The organism is Hymenobacter metallilatus, assembly GCF_003944705.1.
Lineage (GTDB): Bacteria > Bacteroidota > Bacteroidia > Cytophagales > Hymenobacteraceae > Hymenobacter > Hymenobacter metallilatus.
The window spans coordinates 150344-172693 of the sequence record NZ_RWIS01000005.1 but is presented as its reverse complement, the minus strand read 5'-3'; the positions used below and the strand labels follow the sequence as shown (position 1 = coordinate 172693).

The 22350-nt window shown below is 62.1% G+C and carries 20 protein-coding genes; 14 read left to right on the top strand and 6 right to left on the bottom strand.

All coding sequences use genetic code 11. The features are described from left to right. Positions 1-50: 50 nt before the first annotated feature. On the top strand, positions 51-1208 hold the full coding sequence (locus tag EI290_RS09410) for a Gfo/Idh/MocA family protein (protein ID WP_125429028.1): 1158 nt from the start codon (positions 51-53) through the stop codon (positions 1206-1208). A 137-nt stretch (positions 1209-1345) separates the two neighbouring features. Here EI290_RS09410 and EI290_RS09405 read toward each other — a convergent pair whose 3' ends face one another. Next, complete coding sequence (locus tag EI290_RS09405; RefSeq protein ID WP_125429026.1) at positions 1346-3472, bottom strand: TonB-dependent receptor family protein; 2127 nt, start codon at positions 3470-3472, stop codon at positions 1346-1348. A gap of 158 nt (positions 3473-3630) precedes the next feature. On the opposite strand from EI290_RS09405, the gene EI290_RS09400 reads away from it, so the two are divergent. The 4 genes from EI290_RS09400 (at position 3631) to EI290_RS09385 (ending at position 7630) form a co-directional block, all read left to right on the top strand. Then, positions 3631-4368 (top strand): hypothetical protein, encoded by a 738-nt coding sequence (locus tag EI290_RS09400; protein WP_125429024.1) that lies wholly within the window; start codon positions 3631-3633, stop codon positions 4366-4368. A 57-nt stretch (positions 4369-4425) separates the two neighbouring features. Next, the gene (locus EI290_RS09395; protein WP_125429022.1) at positions 4426-5652 is read left to right on the top strand and encodes a PQQ-dependent sugar dehydrogenase; all 1227 of its coding nucleotides are present in this window, start codon (positions 4426-4428) and stop codon (positions 5650-5652) included. Between the two features lie 129 nt (positions 5653-5781). Then, entirely contained in the window at positions 5782-7059 is a 1278-nt protein-coding gene (dctA, locus tag EI290_RS09390) for a C4-dicarboxylate transporter DctA (protein WP_125429020.1), read from the top strand. Positions 7060-7075: 16 nt separating this feature from the next. After that, on the top strand, positions 7076-7630 hold the full coding sequence (locus EI290_RS09385) for a hypothetical protein (RefSeq protein WP_125429019.1): 555 nt from the start codon (positions 7076-7078) through the stop codon (positions 7628-7630). Positions 7631-7798: 168 nt separating this feature from the next. Here EI290_RS09385 and EI290_RS09380 read toward each other — a convergent pair whose 3' ends face one another. Continuing rightward, positions 7799-8257 (bottom strand): energy transducer TonB, encoded by a 459-nt coding sequence (locus EI290_RS09380; protein ID WP_185816923.1) that lies wholly within the window; start codon positions 8255-8257, stop codon positions 7799-7801. A gap of 189 nt (positions 8258-8446) precedes the next feature. Between EI290_RS09380 and EI290_RS09375 the strand changes: the two genes are divergently transcribed. The 8 genes from EI290_RS09375 (at position 8447) to EI290_RS09340 (ending at position 16863) form a co-directional block, all read left to right on the top strand. Further along, positions 8447-8764 carry a hypothetical protein gene (locus EI290_RS09375; protein WP_125429015.1) on the top strand — a complete coding sequence of 106 codons (318 nt, stop codon included), beginning with the start codon at positions 8447-8449 and terminating at the stop codon, positions 8762-8764. A 257-nt stretch (positions 8765-9021) separates the two neighbouring features. Continuing rightward, positions 9022-9966 (top strand): alpha/beta fold hydrolase, encoded by a 945-nt coding sequence (locus EI290_RS09370; RefSeq protein ID WP_125429013.1) that lies wholly within the window; start codon positions 9022-9024, stop codon positions 9964-9966. An 84-nt stretch (positions 9967-10050) separates the two neighbouring features. Further along, on the top strand, positions 10051-10647 hold the full coding sequence (locus tag EI290_RS09365) for a DUF7010 family protein (protein WP_185816922.1): 597 nt from the start codon (positions 10051-10053) through the stop codon (positions 10645-10647). Continuing rightward, the gene (locus EI290_RS09360; RefSeq protein ID WP_221766248.1) at positions 10625-11740 is read left to right on the top strand and encodes a sensor histidine kinase; all 1116 of its coding nucleotides are present in this window, start codon (positions 10625-10627) and stop codon (positions 11738-11740) included. The genes EI290_RS09365 and EI290_RS09360 overlap by 23 nt, the downstream gene beginning before the upstream one ends. Positions 11741-11914: 174 nt before the next feature. After that, positions 11915-12658, top strand: a complete 744-nt coding sequence (locus tag EI290_RS09355; RefSeq protein WP_125429009.1) for a LytR/AlgR family response regulator transcription factor — start codon at positions 11915-11917, stop codon at positions 12656-12658. A 336-nt stretch (positions 12659-12994) separates the two neighbouring features. Next, on the top strand, positions 12995-13258 hold the full coding sequence (locus EI290_RS09350) for a hypothetical protein (protein WP_125429007.1): 264 nt from the start codon (positions 12995-12997) through the stop codon (positions 13256-13258). A gap of 314 nt (positions 13259-13572) precedes the next feature. Then, positions 13573-16386: a S8 family peptidase gene (locus tag EI290_RS09345; protein WP_125429005.1), complete on the top strand. Its 2814-nt coding sequence runs from the start codon at positions 13573-13575 to the stop codon at positions 16384-16386. A gap of 228 nt (positions 16387-16614) precedes the next feature. After that, positions 16615-16863 (top strand): hypothetical protein, encoded by a 249-nt coding sequence (locus EI290_RS09340; RefSeq protein WP_125429003.1) that lies wholly within the window; start codon positions 16615-16617, stop codon positions 16861-16863. A 98-nt stretch (positions 16864-16961) separates the two neighbouring features. On the opposite strand, the gene EI290_RS09335 is transcribed toward EI290_RS09340, so the two are convergent. Continuing rightward, a complete protein-coding gene (locus EI290_RS09335; protein ID WP_125429001.1) occupies positions 16962-17672 on the bottom strand; it encodes a carbonic anhydrase in 711 nt (236 codons plus the stop codon). 66 nt (positions 17673-17738) lie between these two features. Further along, positions 17739-18443: a TIGR02117 family protein gene (locus EI290_RS09330; RefSeq protein ID WP_125428999.1), complete on the bottom strand. Its 705-nt coding sequence runs from the start codon at positions 18441-18443 to the stop codon at positions 17739-17741. A 131-nt stretch (positions 18444-18574) separates the two neighbouring features. On the opposite strand from EI290_RS09330, the gene EI290_RS09325 reads away from it, so the two are divergent. Beyond that, on the top strand, positions 18575-18985 hold the full coding sequence (locus tag EI290_RS09325) for a hypothetical protein (protein WP_221766247.1): 411 nt from the start codon (positions 18575-18577) through the stop codon (positions 18983-18985). Here the strand turns inward: EI290_RS09325 and EI290_RS09320 are convergent. Both EI290_RS09320 and xrtK read right to left on the bottom strand, forming a co-directional pair. After that, on the bottom strand, positions 18975-21848 hold the full coding sequence (locus tag EI290_RS09320) for an MSEP-CTERM sorting domain-containing protein (RefSeq protein WP_185816920.1): 2874 nt from the start codon (positions 21846-21848) through the stop codon (positions 18975-18977). The genes EI290_RS09325 and EI290_RS09320 overlap by 11 nt on opposite strands. Beyond that, complete coding sequence (gene xrtK / locus EI290_RS09315; RefSeq protein WP_125428996.1) at positions 21832-22350, bottom strand: exosortase K; 519 nt, start codon at positions 22348-22350, stop codon at positions 21832-21834. Before xrtK ends, EI290_RS09320 begins: the two co-directional genes overlap by 17 nt.

Sequence of the window (22350 nt, the reverse complement as noted above, 5' to 3'; positions counted from 1 at the left end):
GTGCGGCAGTTTGGGCCGTTCAGCAGGGTTCATGTCATGCCAGCACCTGTATGAACCCAACTTATTCTTCCGATTCGCGGCGGCACTTCTTGCGGCAAACGGGCCTGGGCGTTGCCCTGGCCGCCGTGGCTGGTCCGGCCGCCGCACTACCTTTCACCGAAACCACTGCCGCTATGCAATACGACGACCAGAAGAAGCTGGGCTTTGCCATCGTGGGCCTCGGCAAATTTGCCCAGGAGCAGATGATGCCCGCCTTCAAAGACTGCAAATATGCCCGCATTACGGCTCTGGTGAGCGGCTCGCCCGATAAGGCCAAAAAGCTGGCCGCCGAGTACGGCGTGGACGCCAAAAACATCTATAACTACCGGAATTTCGACTCCATTAAGGACAATCCGGCTGTGGACGTGGTGTACATCGTGCTACCAGTGGGTCTGCACGCCGAGTACACCATCCGAGCGGCTAAGGCGGGCAAGCATGTGCTGTGCGAGAAGCCCATGGCCAACACCGAAAAAGATTGTCAGCAGATGATTGACGCCTGCCAGAAAGCCGGCAAAAAGCTGATGATTGCCTACCGGGCGCAGTACGAGCCCTTCAACCTAGAGGCCATTGCCCGCATCCGGAAGGGTGAGCTGGGCAAGGTGATGCAGATTACCGCCGACCACGGCCGCATTGTGGACCCCACCGGCGACCAGGCCGATACCTGGCGGGTGCAGAAGAAACTGGCCGGCGGCGGCTCCCTGATGGACTTGGGCATTTACTCGCTCAACGCCGCCCGCTACCTCACCGGCGAGGAGCCCGTGGAAGTAACCGCCCTGGAAATGAGCGACCAGGCCGACCCACGCTTTAAGGAAGTAGAGGACCGGATTCATTTCACGTTGCGTTTCCCGAGCGGCATTCTGGCTACTTGCACCAGCTCCTACAGCACCGAAGGCGTGAAGCGCTACCGCGTGTTCGGCCAGAAAGCCTGGCTCGACCTCGACCCCGCCACCGACTACTACGAGCACAAAATGGTCATCGGGGACAAGGACGGCCAGCAGCAGCCCAAGATCAAGGAAGGCAACCAGTTCGCCGCCGAGCTGGACCACATGGCCGAGTGCGTGCTCCAGAACAAGACGCCCAAAACGCCCGGCGAAGAAGGCCTCAAGGATATTCGCCTGATTATGGCCATCTACGAAGCCGCCCGCACCGGGAAAAAGGTGAAGGTGTGAGTTGAAATTGAAGAGAAAAGCTGTTTCGTCATTCTGAGCGCAGCGAAGAACCTTATCACGTCAGCACGAGTCGTTCCTACGACAATCGTTCTGCTATCATGAGGTCCTTCGCTCCGCTCAGGATGACGAAATAGCATTTACTTTTTCCTTTTCCCCTGCCGCAAGCTCAGCCCCGCGTACCAGTTGCGGGCCGGGGCGGGCTGGAAGTAACGGCCTCCGAAGGCGTTGAGGTCGTTGCCCAGGGAGTAGCGGCGGTCGGTAAGGTTTTCGCCGCCCCCGAACACGTCCACCAAGAAGCCGCCGATGCTGCGGCGCCAGCCGCAGCGCGTGCCGAAGGTCCAGTAGCCGGGCGCGGCCTCCGTGTTGGCGTCATTCACGAAGATGCGGGCCTGGTGGTTGATGGTGGGGCTCAGGTAAAAGCCCAGCGGGGCCACCACATCGAGACCAGCGGTGAGGGTGTGGGGGGCGGTGCCAGTGAGGCGGTTGCCGCTGAAATTCTGCCCGCCGCTTTCGTAGCTCCCGAAGCGGTAGTGGTTGTAAGCGTAGCTGACGAAGGCGCGGAGGCCCGTGGGCAACACGTCACCCTCAGCGCTAGCCGCTTGTGGCTGGAAGCTTGTAGCTTCCCCTCGCCACAGCCAGCCACTTAACGCCACCTCCACCCCGCGCTGGCGGGTGGTGCCGGCGTTGGCGAAGAGTTGGGTGCCTAGGTCGGTGGTGCGGGTGGTGATGGTCTGACGTTGGCGCTGGTCGTAGAGGGCCACGTCGTAGCGCAGGCGCTGCCGGAGTAGCGTGCCGCGCGCGCCCACTTCGTAGCTGGTGCCGCGCTCAGCCTGCAAGGCGCGGTTGATGGAGCCGTCGGAGGGCCGGATTTCTTCCTCGGTGGGTGGTGAGAAGCCGGTGCTTACGCTGCCGTATACCGCCAGGGCCGGGCCAAACTCGCGCAGCAACGCCACCCTCGGCGACACTTCCGGGCGGAAGTTTCGCTCCAGTGCGTAGCCGGTGGGGTTGGTGGCGGCATCGGAAAGGCGGCTGATGCGGTAGCGGAGGCGGTTGTAGCTGGCTCCGGCCGTGAGCAGCAGCCCGGCCGGCAGCTCGTAATCGGCCTGGGCGAAAGCAAAGCCGGTGAGCGTCCGGATTTCGTCGTCGTAGCGCAACGCGCCGGGCTGGCCGGCGCGGTTCTGGTAGTTGCGGGAGCTTTCGAAACCGGTCTGCCCCTCGGCCCCGACTTGCAGGCGCAGGATGCGGCCGGCCAGGGCGGTGCGGTAGCTGGCCACCGTGCGCCCGCCCCCACCCAGCAGCGTGTTACGCTCGAAGTCTATCAAATACGGTGTATTGATGCGGCTGCCGCTCAGGTAGAGCGTGGTACGCAGGCTGAACCGGTCAGTGAAGAGGGCCTCGTGGGTGGCCCCGAGCAGGGCGGTGCGGGAGGCGTAGTAGGTACGCTGCTGCACAGTGCCGGGCGCGGTAGCTGTGCCGGGGCGGGCCTGGCGGGGGTCAGCCAGAAACTGGGCGCGGGTGAGGCCGCCGGGCAGTTGGTAGTTGATATCTGAGTACAGCGCGTGCAGGCCCACAGTCTGCTTTTCCGTGGCCTGCCACTCCCCATCCAGGGCCAGCACGTCGCGGCGCAGGGCGCTTTGCTGGCGGTAGCCGTCGAGGCTCTGGCGGGCGTAGGTGGCGCGCAGGTAGCCCGTGGCCGAGCCAGTTTCAACGGATGCGGTGTAGCGCCGCAGTCCGAAGCTGCCCGCCGTGAAACCCACCTGGGCAGCGCTGGTACCGGGTTCCGGCCTGCGCCCCCGGAGTAGCACCGCCCCGCCGGTACCGGCCCCATACACGCTGGCGGCGGGACCCTTTACCACTTCCAGCCCACCCAGCAGCGCGGGGTCAAGCAGGTTGAGGGGAGTACTGCCGCTGGCTTCGGTAAACGGAATCCCCTGGTAGTACACTTTCGTGTTGCGCACCCCGAAAGGGGAACGGAGCGTGCTGCCCCGCACGCTAAGGCGGTAGCTGCCACTGGCCCGCTCCTCCAGCCGCACACCGGGCAGCGTGTTCACGGCCTGCGTGAGGGCCGTTTGCGGAAACCGCTCGAAGTCACGGGCCTGGAGTACGCCCACGGCGGCAGCGGTGCGGCGTAGCGGCAGCTGCTGCCCGTAGCCGGTTACAGTGGCTTCGGGCAGAGTTACGGCGCGGGTGGTATCGGGCGGGGCAATTTGGGCGAGGGCAGTAACGGGTAGCAGCAACAGCGGCGCGGCGTAGCGGTAGGGCATTGAGTAAGTAGGCGTGAGAAGTCAGCGCGAAAGGCCACGAAGCCTCGGCGGTTCAGACTTGCTAACCTGTAACTAGCGGCCAGGGTTGGGCACAGACGAATTTTCGGTGCAAAATCGTTTATCTTCCTACTCTATTCTTTACCCCTATTCAACCACTTATGCACTACCTCCCTTTTCCTCGTCGTCGGTATCGGGAACTGTTTTTCCCACCGGGCCTACTAGCGCTGGCGGGCCTGCTGTGGCTGGGGTGCGTGACGGTAGTTGATATAAAGAAATCAACTACCCAGTATAGTGTAGTGGAAAACGCTCAGATTAAATCTATTGACTGGTGTCAACAACCTATGGATAAATCACAGCCAATTATTCCACCCTGTCTTCCATCAGCGGTATTAGCACAGTTTAGACAATGGTATAGCTTCTCACTTATCGGCAACACTTTGCCCGATTATTTTACACTACAGCATATCCAGATAATTGTCCAGCAATTTCAACAAGAGCCCAACCTCGACAGGGGTATGCAGGTACATTTTGCAGCAGGTGCTAATTACGCCAACCTAGTGCACCTACTGGATCTGCTTGACCAAGCAAAAGCTCAAAAACATTGGCTTGACCTAAGCCATGAGCCAGCAATGTTATACTGCATTACCGAGAAGCCCAAACCCATAGACCCCAACCAACCTTTAGCTACCGACAATTTTATTTGCGGTACTAAGTCAGGTATTGTAATCCTTAACACGCCTACCCATCAAGTTGCTTTATTAGATAGGTTACAAGAGCAGCTTCGTTTCTTCCGCAGACTCCTCTTCTCTGAGTGGCGCAACACTGCACTTATATGGTTACTTATTACTGCCCTTTCCACTTGGAAGCTGCGGCAGCAGTGGCGCACCGCCAGTTAAGCCGTAACCTCGACCGGAAAAACGCAGTTAAGCCAGGCGCAACTATTCAACTGCGCGATGCTTCCGAAACTGACAATACCTCTGGCTGCCTCTTTACTGGCCGGCTTTACAACATTGGCCCAAAACGTGCCCCCGGCCGCCACACCGTTCCAGATGACAGGCAACATTTACCTGCCCAACAAGCTCCCGGCCACGCCTGAGCGGGTGGCCAGTCTGCAAGTACCCGCCGGCTTCACCATCAGCAAGTACGCCGAGGGTCTGGATATGCCCCGCATGCTGGCCGTGGCCCCCAACGGCGACGCTTACGTGAGCAACCGCGTAAAAGGAACCATCACGCTGCTCCGCGACGCCAATAAAGATGGCAAAGTGGAAACCATGCAGCAGGTGGCTCAGAAGCCGCACCTGCACGGACTGGCCCTCAAGGATGGGAAGCTGTACCTAGCCGCCATACGGGAGGTGTATGTGGCCGACGTGAAGGCCGATGGCACCCTGGGCGAGCTGAAAACTCTGTACAAAGACCTGCCCGACGCCGGCCAGCACGCCAACCGCACCCTGCAGTTCGGGCCCGATGGGATGCTCTACCTCTCGGTGGGCAGCACCTGCAACGCCTGCGACGAGGACAACCCCGAAAGCGCCACCCTGCTCCAACTGAAACCCGACGGCTCGGGCAGGCGCGTGTACGCCCAGGGCCTGCGCAATACCATCGGTTTCGATTGGCACCCGGTTACCAAACAGCTCTATGGCCTCGACCACGGCATCGACTGGCTGGGCGACGAGGACCAGATGGAGGAGTTCAACCAGATCAAGGACGGCGGCCACTACGGCTGGCCATCCATCATTGCCGACGGTAAGCCTTACCCCGCCAACAAACCCAAAACAGGGGAAAGCTACGCAGAGTTTGATGCCCGCACGGTACGGCCGCTGCTCACTTATAAAGCCCATTCCGCGCCGCTGGGCATGGTGTTCTACCGGGGCCAGCAGTTTCCGCAGCCCTTCCGCCAGGATGCCTTCGTGACCATGCACGGCTCCTGGAATCGGGCCCAACCCTCGGGCTACAAAATTGTGCGGGTGCACTTCAACGAGCAGGGTCAGCCCCAGCAGTTTGAGGACTTCATTACGGGCTGGTTGGTAGAAAACGACAAGTCGGAATTCGGCCGCCCCTGTAGCATCGTGGAAGCCCCGGATGGCTCCCTACTGGTTTCTGACGACGACAACGGTGTGGTGTACCGCGTAGCCTACGGCACGCCCGGTAAGGAAAGCAAGAAGACGAAGAAGCGTGGATAACAGTAGCGCGCAGCTCCGCTTCGCGCACGAGCCGGAGGCGAGTTCGCACGCGCCCGCAGCTTACGACTGGTACTCGCTTCGCTCGTGCGCGAAGCGGAGCTGCGCGCTACTGGCTTATCTTGCCGGTATATGCCAACATATTTTCGCAACCTTACCGTGCAGGTGCTCCTGGCCATTGGCCTGGGCGTGCTGGTGGGCAGCCGGTTTCCGGCGTTCGGGGCCAGCCTCAAGCCCATCGGCGACACGTTTATCGGGCTGATTAAGATGCTCATTGCCCCCATCATCTTCCTGACGGTGGTGCTGGGCATGGGCAGTATTGGGGACATGAAGAAAGTGGGGCGCCTGGGTGGCAAGGCCCTGCTCTACTTTGAAGTGGTAACCACCCTGGCCCTGGTAATTGGGGTGGCGGCTGCCAACCTTATCCGGCCCGGGGCCGGCGTGGATACCAGCCGTGTGGCTGCCGAAGCCGACAAAACCCGGCAATACACCGAGCAGGCCGCCCACATGGATTGGGTAGCTTTCTTCACCCACATTATCCCCGACAATTTTCTGGGAGCCTTTACGGGCGGCGACGTGCTGCAGGTGCTGTTGGTGGCGGTGCTGTTCGGGGCGGCGTTGTCGCGGGTACCGGCGGCCGTGAGCCAGCCGCTGCTAAGTACGCTGGAGCGGCTGAGCCACGTATTTTTCAGTATTCTGAGCTTGGTGATGAAGCTGGCTCCGTTGGGAGCCTTCGGGGGCATGGCCTTTACCATTGGCAAGTACGGGCTGGATACGCTGCGGCCGTTGGCGTTGCTGATGGGCTCGGTGTACCTGACCATGGCGTTATTCATTTTTGGGGTGCTGGGCGGCATTGCGCGCTGGTACGGCTTCAGCCTGTGGCGGCTGCTGGGCTTTATCCGGGAGGAACTGCTGCTTGTGCTGGGCACCTCGTCATCGGAGTCGGCGCTGCCGCGGCTGATGGACAAGCTCACGGCCTTCGGGTGCGCCCGACCGGTGGTGGGGCTGGTAGTGCCCACGGGCTACTCCTTCAACCTCGATGGCACCACCATTTACCTGAGCATGTGCAGTATTTTTCTGGCCCAGGCGTTCAATGTGCCGCTTACGCTGGGTCAGCAGCTCACCATTATTGGCATTCTGATGCTCACTAGCAAGGGCGCGGCCGGCGTTACGGGTTCGGGCTTTATTGTGCTGGCTTCCACGCTGGCCGCCACCAAGGTGATACCCGTGGAGGGTATGGCCCTGCTGCTGGGCGTGGATCGGTTTATGTCGGAAGCCCGGGCCATTACCAACATCATCGGCAACGCGGTGGCCACGGTGGTCATTGCCAAAAGTGAGGGCGCGTTTGACGAAGAGAAAAGCCAGGCTGCCCTGGCCGGGCTGGTGCAGCCGGAATCAGAAGCGGCCTGACGTTGTTACAGTTTCTATGCCTGCCCTCTCTCCTGACCTCCGCAAAGCGCTATTCAACCTTCCCGCCAAAGAAAAAGACCAGCTGCTGGCCCGCCTGGTGGCCCAGGACGCCACGCTGGTGGAGCAGCTCACGTTCCGGCTGCTGGAAGGCGACGAGGCCCTGGAAAACCGCCGCCACCGCCTGCGCCAGCAGGTAGACGACCCGGTGCGCGGCTTCCACCAAACCCCCAACGACCTGCTGCACATTACCCGGCAGTTGCAGCAGCGGCTGGCCTACCACGCCAAAGTAACCGGTGATACGCTGGGCGAAACCGAGCTGACGCTGCGCCTGCTCATCAACGTGCTGCGCCACCAGCCGGAAGCCACCGGTCGCCTGCACGGCCCCACCCAGCCCCTGCTCCAGCACCTGGCCCGCCGCACCCACGACGTCCTCAAGGCCATCGACAAGCTCCACGAAGACTACCGCGTGGAGTTTGCCCCAGCCGTGCAGGAGCTGCTGCCGCTGCTCTACGCTTCTGCCGCCGCTCCCCTGGCCCGGGAGTTGGGCGTGGCGCGAGACTTTAGGGTTTGAGGGTAAGAGTGTAGGAATTGGTTGAGGCATTTTAGGCTTACGGATGCGCTTCTCAGAACAGCTCCGCGCCCTCTGCGCTAAACTCTGCGCCCTCTGTGGGCTAAAGACGCTTGCACAACATCGGCCCCTTCATCCTCTCCTACCCCCACACCCGCTTACCCTCCTACCCTATTCCAAAGCCCGGAAGATGATTGGCAGCGTGTAGGACATCCAGACGGGTTGCCCACCTACCCGCCCGGGCGTCCACCAGGGCATAATGCGCACCAGGCGCAGCGCCTCCTCGTCGAGGCCACTGCCCAGGCCCTTTACCACTTCTGCGTCGCGGATGCGGCCTTCGTCGGTGATGACAAACCGGACAAATACCCGTCCCGATACGCCCCGCCGCAGCGCTTCGTCGGGGTAGCGCAGCTCCTTGCGCAGAAACTTCTGGAAGGCCTCGGAGCCACCGGGGAAAGCCGGCATTTCATCGGCAGTATGATAGAGCGTGGGTGAGGATGCCGCGGCCTGCGGGGCGGCCACGGCAGTGGAAGCCGTATTGTCGGCCAATGAAATGGCGCGGGTTTGGGCGAAGGCCGGCAGCAGGGGTAATACCAACAGCGGCAGTAACAGAAGTAGTTGTACGCGCATTGCTTTCCAGCTGAATACTTGATCCGGTACCGGCAAAGCTAGGGACCTGTTTTCTGGTTGGGATGAGCGGAGTGTTATGAGTATATTGTTGAATTGTTGGCTACCCGGGCCACATTTCATGCCGGCCCGGCCGGCACCCCTGCCTGGCCTCCGGCCCAACCGTTTGGCTACTTCTATCCTCCCACTTACATGGCTACCACTCCCACCCCCGACCACATGCGCGTTCCGGCTACCTTGTCCGCCGAAGCCCTGCGGCACGCCCTCACGGAACTGGACACCAAGATTCAGACCCTGCACAACCGGGCCAATGCCACTACTGCCGGCTCGCAGGCCACTTACCAGCAGCACGCCGAGGCACTGGAAGCCAAACGAGCCCGCCTGGTAGAGCGCCTGCACCAAACGCCTGCCCCGACTGCCTCCGATTCGGGCGCGCCGGAGCAGGGTACCTGGAGTGAAATCTGGCGGGGTATTGAAAACCTACGGCAAGATCTGCGCAACCTTATTTAGCCACCAATGCCGATGCATGTTGCGAATTTCAGGCACTGAGTACCTCTGATGAAGGGGGCGGGCTGATGAATAGAGGGCTGCCGGGTGGTGGTCCTCTTCTGTTTGGTAAGCTGATGAGCGGTGGAGGGCTGCCATTCGGGGGCAGCCCAGCGCAGTTCGGGCGGCAGAATTACCGTTCCCGGGAAAGTAGTTTCGGATGGTGGAGGCGGAGGGTAGGTTTACTGCATCAACCACCACTTCCCTAACCACTTTCCGCTATGAACCTGACCGCCTCCCTCCGCCCTGTTTGCGCCGCCTTGCTGCTGGCGGGTGCTGCCTTACTCCCCGCTGCGGCCGGCGCCAACCCAGTCCCAGCCTTGGTTACAGCCTCCGATACCCCCGCTCGGCACCCCAACTTTACGGTGCGGGTGGTGGGCAAAGGCCGGCCCGTGCTGCTGATTCCGGGCCTGACCTGCCCCGGCGCGGTGTGGGACGAAACCGTGGCCCATTACCGGAAGCAGTACCAGTGCCACATCATCAGCCTGGCTGGGTTTGGGGGTGTAGCGGCGCCGGCCAGCAACGACAAGCTGCTCCAGCAAGTGCGCGACCAGCTCCTGACGTACATCCGCACCGAAAAGCTGGCGAAACCGGCCGTTATCGGCCATAGCCTGGGTGGTTTTCTGGCGCTGTGGATGAGCAGCACCCAGCCCGAAGCAGTTGGCCCACTGGTTATTGTGGATTCGTTGCCGTTTATGGGGGCCATCCAGAACCCAGCTACCACGGTAGAGCAGCTGCGCCCCATGGCCGAAAACCTGCGTCGGCAGATGAGCCAGGGTAGTGCAAACCCCGCCCAGCAGCGCCAGATGACGGCCTCCATGGTAACCGATACGGCCCGCATTACGCAGGTAACGCGCTGGGCCCTGGCCTCGGCCCCAGCCACGGTGGCCCAGGCCATGTATGATATGTACACCACCGACCTGCGCCCGGAGGTAGCCCGCATTCAGCAGCCGGTGCTGGTGCTGGGTGCCTGGGCTGCTTACAAGCCTTTCGGGGCTACCAAGGAAAGCACCCAGGCCATTTTCGACCGGCAGTATGCCCAGCTGCCCCACTACCGCCTGGAAATGTCGGAAGCTGGTAAACACTTCCTGATGTACGATGATACGCAGTGGTTTTTTCAGCTTTCCGATGCTTTTTTGAAGCAGCATACGGTAGCCGTTAAATAACCCGCCGGATAGCCTGTATTTTGCCCCGATTCCCGGTACCCGCTGCCCAAAACAGTTACCTCTCCCTATACTCCCATTACCCTCATGGTTTCCGCCCAACAGTTTGATCTGCTTCGCCTGGAGCTTGCCACCAAAGCCAAAAACGGCCTCGATTTTATAGCCGCTGCCAGCCTGGTCTGGGCGGGCATTACGCTGGTGTGGCTGTCGGCGCTGCCGGTGCCAACCAAGGGCTTCATTACCTTTTTCGTGGGGGCACTTACGCTGCCTCTGGCCTGGCTGCTCTCCAAGGTGTTTCGCACCACCTGGACCCTGCCCCACAATCCGCTGCAACCCCTGGGGCTCCTGCTAAACCTGGCCCAGCTGTTTTATTTCCCTTTTCTGATATTCATGTTCATGCGCTACCCCCAGCACTTCGTTATGACGTATGGCATCATTACCGGGGCACATTTCTTTCCCTATGCCTGGCTGTACCGCGCCACTCCTTATGCCGTAGCAGCCGGCCTGATTAGTGCAGGCTGCCTAGTGCTGGGCCTGCGCCTGGCCCCGGAGCAACTGTACCTCGTTCCGGCTTTCATAACGGGCTGTTTGCTCTTACTGGCCGGCTCGCTGCTGGCGGTGTACCGTCGGCATGTACATACCTATGAGCATGAGCACCCCTATGCTACCGCTCCCAGCCGCTAACTCGGAGTTGCTCCCAGCCAGTAAGGCGGGCCCGGTGTTGGGGCAGGTACCCGCCCCCAGCCGCCTGTACTGGTACTGCCAGCTGGTAGGCTGGCTATTGTATGCAGCGTTCAACCTGCTGGTTTTTACGGTTTTCGGCAATGCGTCCGTCGACTCCTACCTGATTACGGCTGCCATTGTATGTACCCTGCTGGTCCTTTCCCACGGCCTGCGGTACTACATCCGGGCCAACCGCTGGGAGCAGTTGCCACCCCTACCCCTGCTGGGCCGGCTCCTGTTTACCAACCTGCTGCTGTCGGTGCTGAGCCAGTTCATTATCTGGGCCATTATCATCGGCCTGATCCGGCCGGCCAGCACTGGCAGCCCGTACGGGCTGGCGCAGTTTATCGGTTACTCGTTCAACGTCAACTTTGTGCTGTGGCTATGGGCCGGCTTTTACTTCGGCTGGCACTACCTGCGCCGCTCCCGCGAGGCCGAGGTGAATACCTGGAAACTGGCGGCCGCCGTTCGGGAAGCCGAGATGCGCACCCTCAAAGCCCAGATCAACCCGCACTTCATGTTCAATGGGCTCAACAACATTCGGGCGCTGGTGATGGAAGACCCCGCCCGGGCCCGCGACATGATTACGCACCTCTCCGATTTGCTGCGCTATTCTATTCAGCTGAACTCGGCCGAGCAGGTGCCCTTGCACCGGGAGCTGGAAATTGTGGAGCACTACCTGGAGCTGGAGGCAATGCAGCTGGAAGAGCGCCTGCGCTATACGCTGGACGTAGACCCGGCGGCCCTGCACGTACCTATTCCGCCCATGACGCTGCAGCTGCTGGTGGAAAATGCCATTAAGCACGGGCTGGCGCCGCGCCCCGTCGGGGGCTTTATTCACCTGGCCGCGCAGCTGAACGATGGAGGCGCCTTGCACATAACCGTGCGCAACACCGGCCGCTACGAGCCCCGGCCCGGCCACCACGGCGTGGGGGTGCAAAACGCCCGGGAGCGGCTGGCGCTGCTGTTCGGCTCGGCCGCGCATCTGCACCTGGCCAACGACCCGCACGCCCCCGATACCGTGGTAGCCCACCTACAGTTGCCGGTGCGGTAGCGCATGTACTCCGGAGCATGCACCCCGGCTGTCGTCGCCCTTATATCCCGGAGTCGGGCTCCGGCTCGGGCCTGGTAGTCGTTACCTTCTCGTGCGGGCCGAAGCCCGGCTCCGGGATGCGCGTTCTGTCGGCGTATCGTATTCTTACTCTTTCGTTAGTTGCCTCTCTGCTGTATGAATGCACTGCTAGTTGATGATTCCCGCCTGGCCCGGACGGAGCTGCGCCACCTGCTGCGGGCTTTTCCGGAAGTAACGGTAGTGGGCGAGGCCCGCCATGCGGAGGAAGCCCGCACGCTCCTGCTGGAGCTGCAGCCCGACCTCTTATTCCTGGATATTCATATGCCCGGCGAAACCGGGTTTGAGCTGTTGGCTTCCCTGGATACGGCTCCGCACGTTATTTTCACCACGGCCTACGATGAGTATGCCCTGCAGGCTTTTGAGGTAAATGCCTTGGATTATCTGCTGAAACCGATTCAGGAAAACCGCTTAAGCGCTGCGCTTGCCAAAGCCCGGGCCAAGCTGGCGGCTCCGGTTCCGGCTGCCACCAGCCCCGAGCAGGAAGAGGCTCCGGCCGCCCCCCTTACCGAGCAGGATCAGGTGTTCGTGAAAGATGGGGAAAGATGCTGGTTTGTGCGCCTCTCCGACATCCGGCTGTTTGAAATCAGCGGCAGCTACACCCAGATTTACTTCGACCAGCACCGGCCCCTCATTCCCCGGACCCTGCAGCACCTGGAGCAGCGCCTCGACCCCCGGGTATTTTTCCGGGCCAACCGCCAGCAGATTATCAATCTGAAATGGGTGGAAAGCATTGAGCCCTGGTTCAGCAACACACTTAAAATCCGGCTGCGCGGGGGTGGTCCCGAGGTAGAAGTTTCGCGGCAGCAGTCGGCGCGGTTTCGTGAAATGCTGAGCCTGTAGTCTGGTACAGGCATCAGGGTAGGACCCGGATATTCCGTACCTCGCCTGGCGGATTACTTCAACCTGCATCAGCACCCGGTTCCCTCCTTGCCAAGAAGGGAACGGGTGCTTGCTCGCAACCAGGGTCAGGTAGGCGTGCTCCCGCCATGATTGTTCGTGCTCCGCCGGCCGTCAGGTGTAGTTGGCTGCTGTTTTACATAGTTCCGGGGCCGCACAAAAAACGCAGTATTATTCCGTAACGGGTGTATCCTTTTGGGTTTCATTGGAGTACACAGGCGTAGTTGATGCGGCTGCATTTCCGGCCGCCGCTGCTCCTTCACCCGCCACCGTTTCCCGATGAAAACTTTTCTACTCCTTTCGGCCTGCGCCTTACTGCTGGCCGGCACTTCGTGCTCCAGCGAAGATAAAATGATGGAGCGCCCCAGCCGCTACGGCAGCGTATCCATGGACCGCACCAAGCGCAGCAACAACAAAGCCCGTTTCCGCAAGGAGCGCAAGCCCATCGGCCTGGGCCTCAACATCGACCCCAATGCCGGTAACCCTTACAAGTACCGCACGGTTGATGCCCCCAAAAAATACAAGTACGCCAAGCCCCGGTAAGCGTGGTAGCCTGCTAAGTATCTTTTACCAGGATAGTGGTACTTCAAAAAGTCCGGTTTCTGTGCGTGCAGCAGAGGCCGGACTTTTTCGGTTGCCGACTGTTGGCAGTGGCCAGTTGATGCCGGGCCTCCGGAAGCCGGTTAGGCCGGGTGGTCGGGCCCGGACGGCAGTTGGTCGAAAGCAGGAAGAAAAGCAGGCAAACGGCTGGTTTGCAGCGCGTATCTTTACCAGTAGCTCCGCCCGGACCTATTGGCCGGCACTACTTGTTTGGGGCTGGTTCCCCGAGGCTCCTACCCTGCCTTTCTCTGTTCTGCATGCTGCCACTTCTACTTCGGTTTTCTTTCTGCTGCCTGCTGCTCTGGAATCTGCTGCCGGGTAGCAGCAGCCGGGCCCGGGCTCAGGCTACTACCAGTGCTCCGTATGCCAAAACCATACAGCCGGGCCGCCTGGTAGTGAAGCTGCGGCCCGGCCTGCCGGTTCCCTCCCAGATTCCGGCACTGGAGGTAGCTCTGCGGCAACTGCAGGCCCGGCGGGTGCAGGCCAAATTTCCGTACAGCCGCCTCCCGGCCCCCGATCAGCCCGTGGCCGTCGACCTTTCGCGGGTGTATGAGGTGCAGCTGCCGGCGGCGGCTCCTGTTGAGGCGGCCTGCCAGGTGCTGCGCAAAACCGGGGCGGTGGTCTACGCCGAGCCGCTGTACTCGTATCCGCCCCTCTATCAGCCCAACGACCCCCTGGCCGACTCTACCCGCGCCGGCGGGCAGTATCATCTGAAAAATATCCGGGCGTACCGGGCCTGGGATGTAACCAGGGGCGACACCAGCCTGACCATTGCCATTATCGACGGCGGCACCCGCCTCACCCACGAGGACCTGGCCCGGCAGATTCAGGTGAACCGCCGCGACCCGCCCGATGGCCTCGACAACGACCAGGATGGCTACGTGGATAACTACTACGGCTGGGACTTTGCTGATAACGACAACGACCCCACCCGCGAAGCCAACAGTGTACACGGCATTCTGGTGGCCGGCTGTGCTGCTGCTGCCCCCGATAATGGTAAGGGCATTGCTGGCGTGGGGTTCCGGTGCCGGTTTTTACCCCTGAAAATTTACCCAAGCAGCCCCGGTACCGGCGCTTTTGCCGGCTACGAAGCCATTGTGTATGCCGCCGACCACGGCTGCCAGGTTATTAACCTGTCCTGGGGCGGAGCGGGTGGCCGCTCCCAGTTTGAGCAGGACGTTATTACCTACGCGGCCATCAACCACGATGCCGTGGTAATAGCCGCCGCCGGCAATACCCCCGCCGACCTCGACTTCTACCCTGCCAGCTACGACCACGTGGTATCGGTAGCCACCCTTACCCCCACCGATGAGCGGAGCACCAATGCCACCTTCAGCCGCCGCGTGGACCTGTCGGCCCCCGGCACCCAGATTCTGACCACCCTGGGCAACACCGATTCCGACTATTTTGCGGTGGGCGGCTCCTCTTTTGCGGCTCCGCTGGTGGCCGGGGCCGCGGGGCTGGTCCGGACCCGCTTTCCGCGCTACACTGCCGCGCAGGTGGCGGCCCAGCTTCGCCGCACCACCGACAACGTGGATGCTCTGCCGGGCAACGTGGCCTACGCGGGCCGCATCGGCTCGGGGCGGCTGAATGTGCTGCGGGCCGTAACGGAAGCGGGGCAGCACTCGGCCCGGGTGGTTGCGCGCACGTTTGCGCCCCAGCGCCGGGCCTATGCCCCCGGCGACACGCTGCGCCTGGCAGTGCAGGTGCAAAACCTGCTGCAGCCGCTTACCAACCTGACAGTTACTCTTACATCGTTGTCGCCGCACTTGCTGGTGCGGCAGGGCACGTTTGCGGCTGGCCCGCTGGCCACGCTGGAACGGCGCACGAATACGGCCGCACCCTTCCGGCTGGCGGTGGCAGCCGGGGTACCGCTCAACACCCGGGCCGTTATCCGATACCGGATGCAGGATGCCGCCACCGGGTATCAGGAAGACCAGTATGAAACCATCCTGCTCAACCCCGACTATGTGGTACTGGATGCCAACAACCTAACTCTTACGCTCACCAGCCGGGGCAACCTTGGGTACGACGGGTTAGGCTCCGATATTGGAGAGGGTGTAAGCTACCAGCAGGGCGCGCCCCTACTCGCGGAGGGCGGCCTGCTGGTAGCCACCTCGGCCACGCGCGTTTCCGACAACATCCGCAACGACCGACGCGGCGCCGATACCGACTTCCAGACCCAGCTCCGCGCCTTCCTGCGCACCCAGCCGCTCCGGGCCGACCAGGAGGCCCTAGGCCTACTTCGTGACTCTTTGCCCACCCTCACCCGGGGGCGCACCGTGGGGGTGCGGATACGCCAGCAGGCATACGCCTGGGCTACTGCCCCGCACCGCGACTATGTGCTGCTGGAGTACCGCGTTACCAACCTCACGCCTGATACCCTGCGCCCTTTGCACCTGGGGCTGTTCCTGGATTGGGACCTGCCCGGCGAGGGGGGGCGTAACGTGGTGGAATGGGATGCCGCCCGCCGGCTGCACTACCTCTACGACCCGGCCGCGCCCCGCCAGTATGCTGGGGTACGCCACCTGGGGGGCGGTCAGGTTACGGCTTATGCGCTCAACAACCAAGCCCCCACCGGCTCCCCCGTCCGACTGGCCGATGGGTTTAGCACCGCCGAGAAATTCCTGACCCTTAGCAACGGCACTCAGTCGGCGCGGCTGCTTACGGCTACCGATGCGTCCCAGGTAACCGGAGCTGTACTCGCGGGGCTGGCTCCCGCCGATTCAGTGGTCGTCACGTTTGCGGTGCTGGCGGCTCCTTCCCTGGCGCAGCTTCAGCAGGCCGCCGATGCCGCCGCCAGCCGCTACCAGCAGCTGCTTCCCACCCGCAGCCCCCGGGCAGCGGGGTTGGCTCTGTATCCTAATCCCACAACTGGCTTAGCGCAGCTTACACTACCGGCTGGCACTGTAGCCGTGCAGGTGCTATCGGCGGTAGGGCAGGTGGTAGCTACTTATGCGGCCCCTGCTGCCCGGCTGCAGCTGGATGTGCGCGGGTATGCGGCCGGCGTATATATCGTGCATATTCAAACGCCGGAAGCCAACTATCGGCTCCGCCTGGAAAAGCGGTGAGGTGGCTGTCGAACTCATCTACCCTGGGCCGGAAGTAACACTAATATAATTAGCAATAAAAGCAACTCAGCAACCTGCTTTCTGGAACCAGGAGTTCTGAACCAGAAAAATTAAACCCGTATAAATCATAATTTAGAATAACCTAAAAGGTACTTATCGGCATCATCAAGCCTATATTTTCAACTCCAATTTTTTTAGTTTATTGGATAAATATGCGTATCTTTGGATATGTCGAAAACGAAGCTTCCCGTTCCTCTTCCCCTGCAGCAATATGCCCGGTGTGTGGATGCCAGCCGCCGCCCGACGGACCACGTAGGCGACTGGCCGGCGTCCGGTCAGGTGTACCCCATTCAGATGCGCCGCAACGTGCGCACTGGGCAACTGCAGGTACACGTGCTGGGGTTTTATGCCGAGCAGCCCTACGGCGCATTTGCCCAGCACCGCTTTGAGCCAGTTGCTCAGATCTGGCTTAACTAAGCAACTTTCATTTTTCGCAACTCCTTTATTCCGGCTGCTTTCGGTGCGCTACCCGAAAGCAGCCGGATTTTTTTTAGGCATACACTTTACGCAGGGCGTTACCGCTGTACTTCCGTTTTGGCCGAGCTGATTTCCTCCGCCGGGGAGCTTTGCTTGTTCAGCCCGAAAAATGGCTCGTTGCTCAGGTTATAGATTTCCTGAATATTGTGCAGAATCTCCACAAAATTCAGCTTCAGGTCTTTCAGTAGGCCCGTTTTCAGGTCGAAAACCCAGCCATGTACCGTGGGGTAGCCGTTTTTAAGGTAGCTCTGTTGCACCACCGCCGTTTTAATAACATTTACGCACTGCTCCTGCACGTTCAGCTCCACCAGCCGGTCGTAGCGGGCATCCACGTCTGCAATGGCATCCAGCTCCGCCTGGTGCAAGCGGTACACGTCCCGGATGTTACGCAGCCAGGGGTTCATAATGCCCAGATCCTTGGACTGCATGGCGGCCTTTACACCGCCGCAGCCGTAGTGCCCGCACACTACAATGTGCTTTACTCCCAGGTGGCCCACCGCATACTCAATCACCGACATTGCATTGAGGTCGATGTTGATAACCAGGTTGGCCACGTTGCGATGTACAAACACCTCGCCGGGAGCTACGCCCATCAGGTCCTCTGCCGTCACGCGGGAATCACTGCACCCAATGTACAGGTAGTCCGGCTTCTGGTCAGCGGCCAGATGGCGCAGGAAGTCGGCGTTGGTACCGGTGCTGGTGGCTACCCACTGGCGGTTGTTCTCGAAGATTTCGTCGTAAGTCGTCATAGGGTCAAAGTACGGTTGAATGGGCGTATGGGGTGTTAAAACGAGCTTAAAAATGCGGTGGGGCACCTACCGGTACTGCCAGAGGATGCCAAAATCGAAAGGAGTCCAGAGAGCCGCCTTCTGGCCAGCGGCTTTCAGTCCGTTGTTGGCCCAGGTGTTGCAAGTGTAAAAGAGGTTGTAGGTTCTTTTGGCCTCATAGAAAGCATCATGCTGGCCGTAGCCGTGGCCGGCAATATGCCGGGGGCGGCCTTGGGCATCGTAGTCGAAGCTGGTCTTGATAAAAACAATGAGCCGGGCATATTCTGCCGGGCTCAGGCGCAGTCGTACGCAGTCGGCCCCCACAGTGGGCCGGTGATGGAAGGTGGTGTGCATAGCCGTGGTACTCAGCCAGAACATAGCCTTCAGGGCCGTACTGGGTTTGAGCTCGGCCCAGGTAGGTGTATCGAGGTAAAAGCCTTTGTCGCCCCAGCCAAACCCGATAAACTGCATGGTTGTGTCGGCAGCCGGGGTATCGGTGTAGGGCACCAGCTGGGTCCAGTCCATCTGGACCGAACGGACCGGCACTACCAAGTCGGTATGCACGCCGTTGGACAGGATATAGGCTTCTATCTCTTCCTGTGGGTTGGGTACGGGGCCGGAGGCCGCTACCGGTACTGCCGACAAGGCGGCTGAAGCGGCCAGATACAGGGCTACTGCCCCCAGCACGCCGCCTCCGGTCCAGAGAATTCCTTTGCCTACTTTTCTGGCAACGCTTCGGGTGGTTTCAGTCATGAGCGGGCAAGCTACAACAAGAATAGGTTGGCCCTCATACGCAAGGGCTCAGAAAAAGCCGAACCAGTGCCCCCGGCGGCGCATTGCACCTCCGGAACCGGGAGGCGTATCTTTGGCTTTTCGCCCGCCCTATGTCCCAACCCGACGACCAACTCTACACCATCCCGGCCCCCTATCGCCGCCTGGAAAACCTGCACATCCTGTTCTGGCTGCTCAAGGATATCGGCTGGTGTATGATCTGGAAGCCGCTGGGCATCAGCATGATTTTCCCCACGCTCACCATCGCCTTGCTCATTACCTGGCGCACCCGCAGCATTGCCGCCGAGCTGGCTCACAATTTGGCCATCGTGTTCTGGATTTCGGCCAACTCCTACTGGATGATCAGCGAGTTTCTGGGCTTCGACGCCGTGCGGGTATGGGGCGGCATCACCGGCAAGCACCTGGCGCTGCTGCCGTTTCTTTCGGGCCTCATGATTTTGCTGTACTACTATCTGGTGCAGAAGCCGCGCGAAAACCGGCCTGCGCAGATGGCTACGCAATAGCGCCGGCTAGCCGGCGCCGACGCTGCCACTGCCACCCCAGCCACGCGGCCAGCATCCCGAGCGCCACCACCCAGTCGCGCGGCTCCGACATCTGCCGCAGGTCGTCTTCGCCGGCGTCGAGGGCAGCGTGGCCGGCCAGCAGCTGCGCCTGCTTGCGGCGTAGGGCGGCTTTTTGCGCTTCGTTTTCGAGGGCCAGATAAGAAGTCAGCGGAGTGAGGATGCCCGACTGAATGCTGCCCTGCACCGACTGCGGGCCGGCCGTTTCGGTGGTTTCGGGGTGATGGGTTTGGGCGCGCCACTGCCCCCACAGCTGCAAGCCGGCCCGCCAGCTGCCGGGCGGCAGGGGCCCGGCCGGGGCGCGGGGCAGAGGCCGGGTAAGCACCAAGTCGGGCTGGTTGGTAGCGGGCAGGTAGGCTGCGGGGCGCGTATCGTTGGGCCAGGCCACCACAGGGTTGGGGGCCCCGGGCTGGGCCCCGGCCGCGCCCCGGGCGGCCGGGTTCTGCCACAACAAATGCGACACTAGCTCGCCCTGCTCCGTCAGCTCGTAAAACACGTCGGTATCGGGTAGGGCGTGGCGTAGGTCGGCGAAGTCAGTAGGCAGCACGGCCCGGTCGAAATCAGCGGATACCACCACGATGACGGGGTAGCGCGGCGCGGGCGTGGCGGCGGCCTGCACCAGCACCTGCCGGATGGCCCGGTCAAGGTAGAAGCCCCCTTCGTAGCGGAGCGCGGCAGTGTCGGCTTGCAGCAGGCCCGGGGGGGTGAGCGTGCGCACATAGGCGTTGGTGAGGCTGTAGCGCGGCTCTTCGGCCCCGGCGGCTTGCTGCTTTAGCAGCGTGGCAATTCGCTGGCGGTAGCGGGGCCATTGCGCCCGGTTGCCGGCCGACATATCGAGCACGAAATGATAGTAAGGCCGGCGGCGCACCGCGGGCAGCGCGGCTTTGGCAGCAGCCGGCACGTATGCAACGCCCCCGGCCGTATCAGGGGCCACTGTCGGGCGGGCAGTGCTGGGGCGCGCGGGGCCCAGGGCCACCGAGTGCTGGTCGAGGGTGAAGGTGAGCGGCTCTTTGTGCAGCAGCCGGAAGCCAGTGCGCCGCTCCTCCCCCGCCCCGAACGGAAACACTCGCAGCGCCAGACGGTTGCCGCTCAGGTAGCTCAGCAGGCCCGGGTCGCGCTGCTCATTGCGAATATGGGCGTACACCCAGGCGGCGGCCCGCTTTTCGGCCAGAATGCCCGGCTCGCGCCGCCCGGCAATATCCAGGTAATAATCGGCCACGAAACAGCCCGCCGGCAGCTCGAACGTGGTGGCGTACTCAGCCGCACCGCTGCCAGAATCAGGGTTAGTTACCGTCACGTCCACCCAGCTCACCCAGGCCTGCTGGACGGCATCGTAGCGGCTACGGGCGGCCAGACGGGTGAGGCGCGGCGCGGCAATATTAGGCGCGTCCATTAGGTCCAGCGGCCTAGGCGGGCGCGGGGCCAGGCGGTTGAAAAACACCTGCTCCAACGTCGCCAGCTTGCTTTCCGACAGCGTAAGGTTGTCGAGCACCAACCAGTTGAAGTAGGCCGACAAATACGGCAGCTGAGCGCCGGTGAACGAGGAGCTACGCCCGTCTTTGTGGCCGCGTACCACCGTCAGCGTATTATCGAGCGAGGCCGCGTCGAGCGGGCGGTAGCGGCGGGCGTAGTCGGGGGCGTATACGTAATCGAGGGCCTGGTGCAGCACGGTGCGGTAGTGCAGGTAGCGCAGCGTAACGGCCAGCGGCAGCACGCAGCCGGCCACCACGAGGCCGAGCACCAGCCAGCGGCTCGCAAAAAACGGCCGTAGCGCGGCGTAGTCGTGGGCTAGCTCGCGCCCGTGCACCACCAGCAACGCCAGGGGCGTGAGCATGAGGAAGCCCACGCCTATTGCCGCCACGGCCACCACCGACAGCGGCAGAAACGGCAGAAACACCAGGAAGAAGTAGAGCGTGTAGGCCAGCGTGAGGCCCCGGCCTAGGTACAGCGCCAGCCGCACCTTGGGTCCGGCGGGTGTCGGCACGCACAGCAGCCCGGCATTCAGCACGGCCAGCCCGTACCACCACGGCCCGTTAAAATTCCCGAAAACCCCGCCGCCCCGGCCGTCCGACCAGAAGAACCGCTCCGGAAACAACAAACCGTTGTTAACAGCCAGCCCCAGCAGCGGCAGCACCCCGGCAATCAGCAGCTTCCACAGCCACTGGTAGCGCGCCCACCCCTCTGCCCGCCGCGCGGCCACGATGTAGATGCCGCGGGCCAGGGCCAGCAGAAATACCAGCGTGCTGGCAATGAGCACGACCACCAGCGCGTGCTGCCCCACTTTGCCGCCGGGGCCCTGCCACAGCGGGAGCACCAGCTGCGCAAACATGTACCAGCCCACCGGTACGGCCAGGGCCACCCCGAAGCTGGGCAGGGCGCGGGGGGGGGGCTCGTCGGGGGTGAGGCGCAGCACCAGCACCGCGGCGGCATGGGCCAGCGTGGGCATCAGAAACGTGCCCGCGTACAGGGGCAAGTCGCCGGGCACCATCCAGCGCGGAATTTCCCGCGGAAACAGGGTATCGAGGTGGTAGCCGTAGGCGTATAGAAACCCGATATACGCCCCCAGGGCCACCAAAGCGTAGCCCAGCGGCAAACTGGCTCCACGCCGCCCCTGCCAGGCGGTGTAGGCGGCGTGCAGCGTGCCCAGGGCCACCAGCGCACCGCCAAACCAACGCCATTGCAGTAGGCTTTCGGGTGGCAATAGGGTGCGAATGACGCGGTATTCGCCGCCCAGCACGGCCAGCAGCACCAGCAGCGGCAGGGTGTTCAGCAGCCACAGCCACCGGGGGTTAAGCAGAGTGCGCACGGAAAACGGGTAAGTGAGTGAGCAGATACAGGAGCCCGCCGTAGCTGGCCACCAGGAAAAACAAATACACCAGGGCCCCCTGCGCCTCGTGCAGCCAGGCAGGCGGCTCCGGCACCACCCCCTGCACCGCCACCGCCCCCACTATGCGGGCCGTATTGACGAGCAAGGTAAGCCCGAAACTGACCGCCACTAACGCCGGCAGCGCCCTCCCCGGGTGCGGCCCACCGCGGTGCAGCCATGTGAGGGCCAGCAGCAGCCAGCTCAGCAGCCAGAATGCGCCCCCCGCGCACGATTTGTCGATGACAAGGTGGCGACCGGCGTGCACGTAGCCCCGGGTAGCGTCAAACTCGGATGGGGAGTTCAGCACCAGGCTCACCAAAGCGTTGGTGGGCGCCAGCAGAAACCGTACTTCGGCAGTAGTAGCGTGGGCATATAGCAGCTTGGCCGCCAGGAAAACGGCTAAAGCAGCTGCGTAGTAGGGCCAGCGGGCAGGCATCGACAT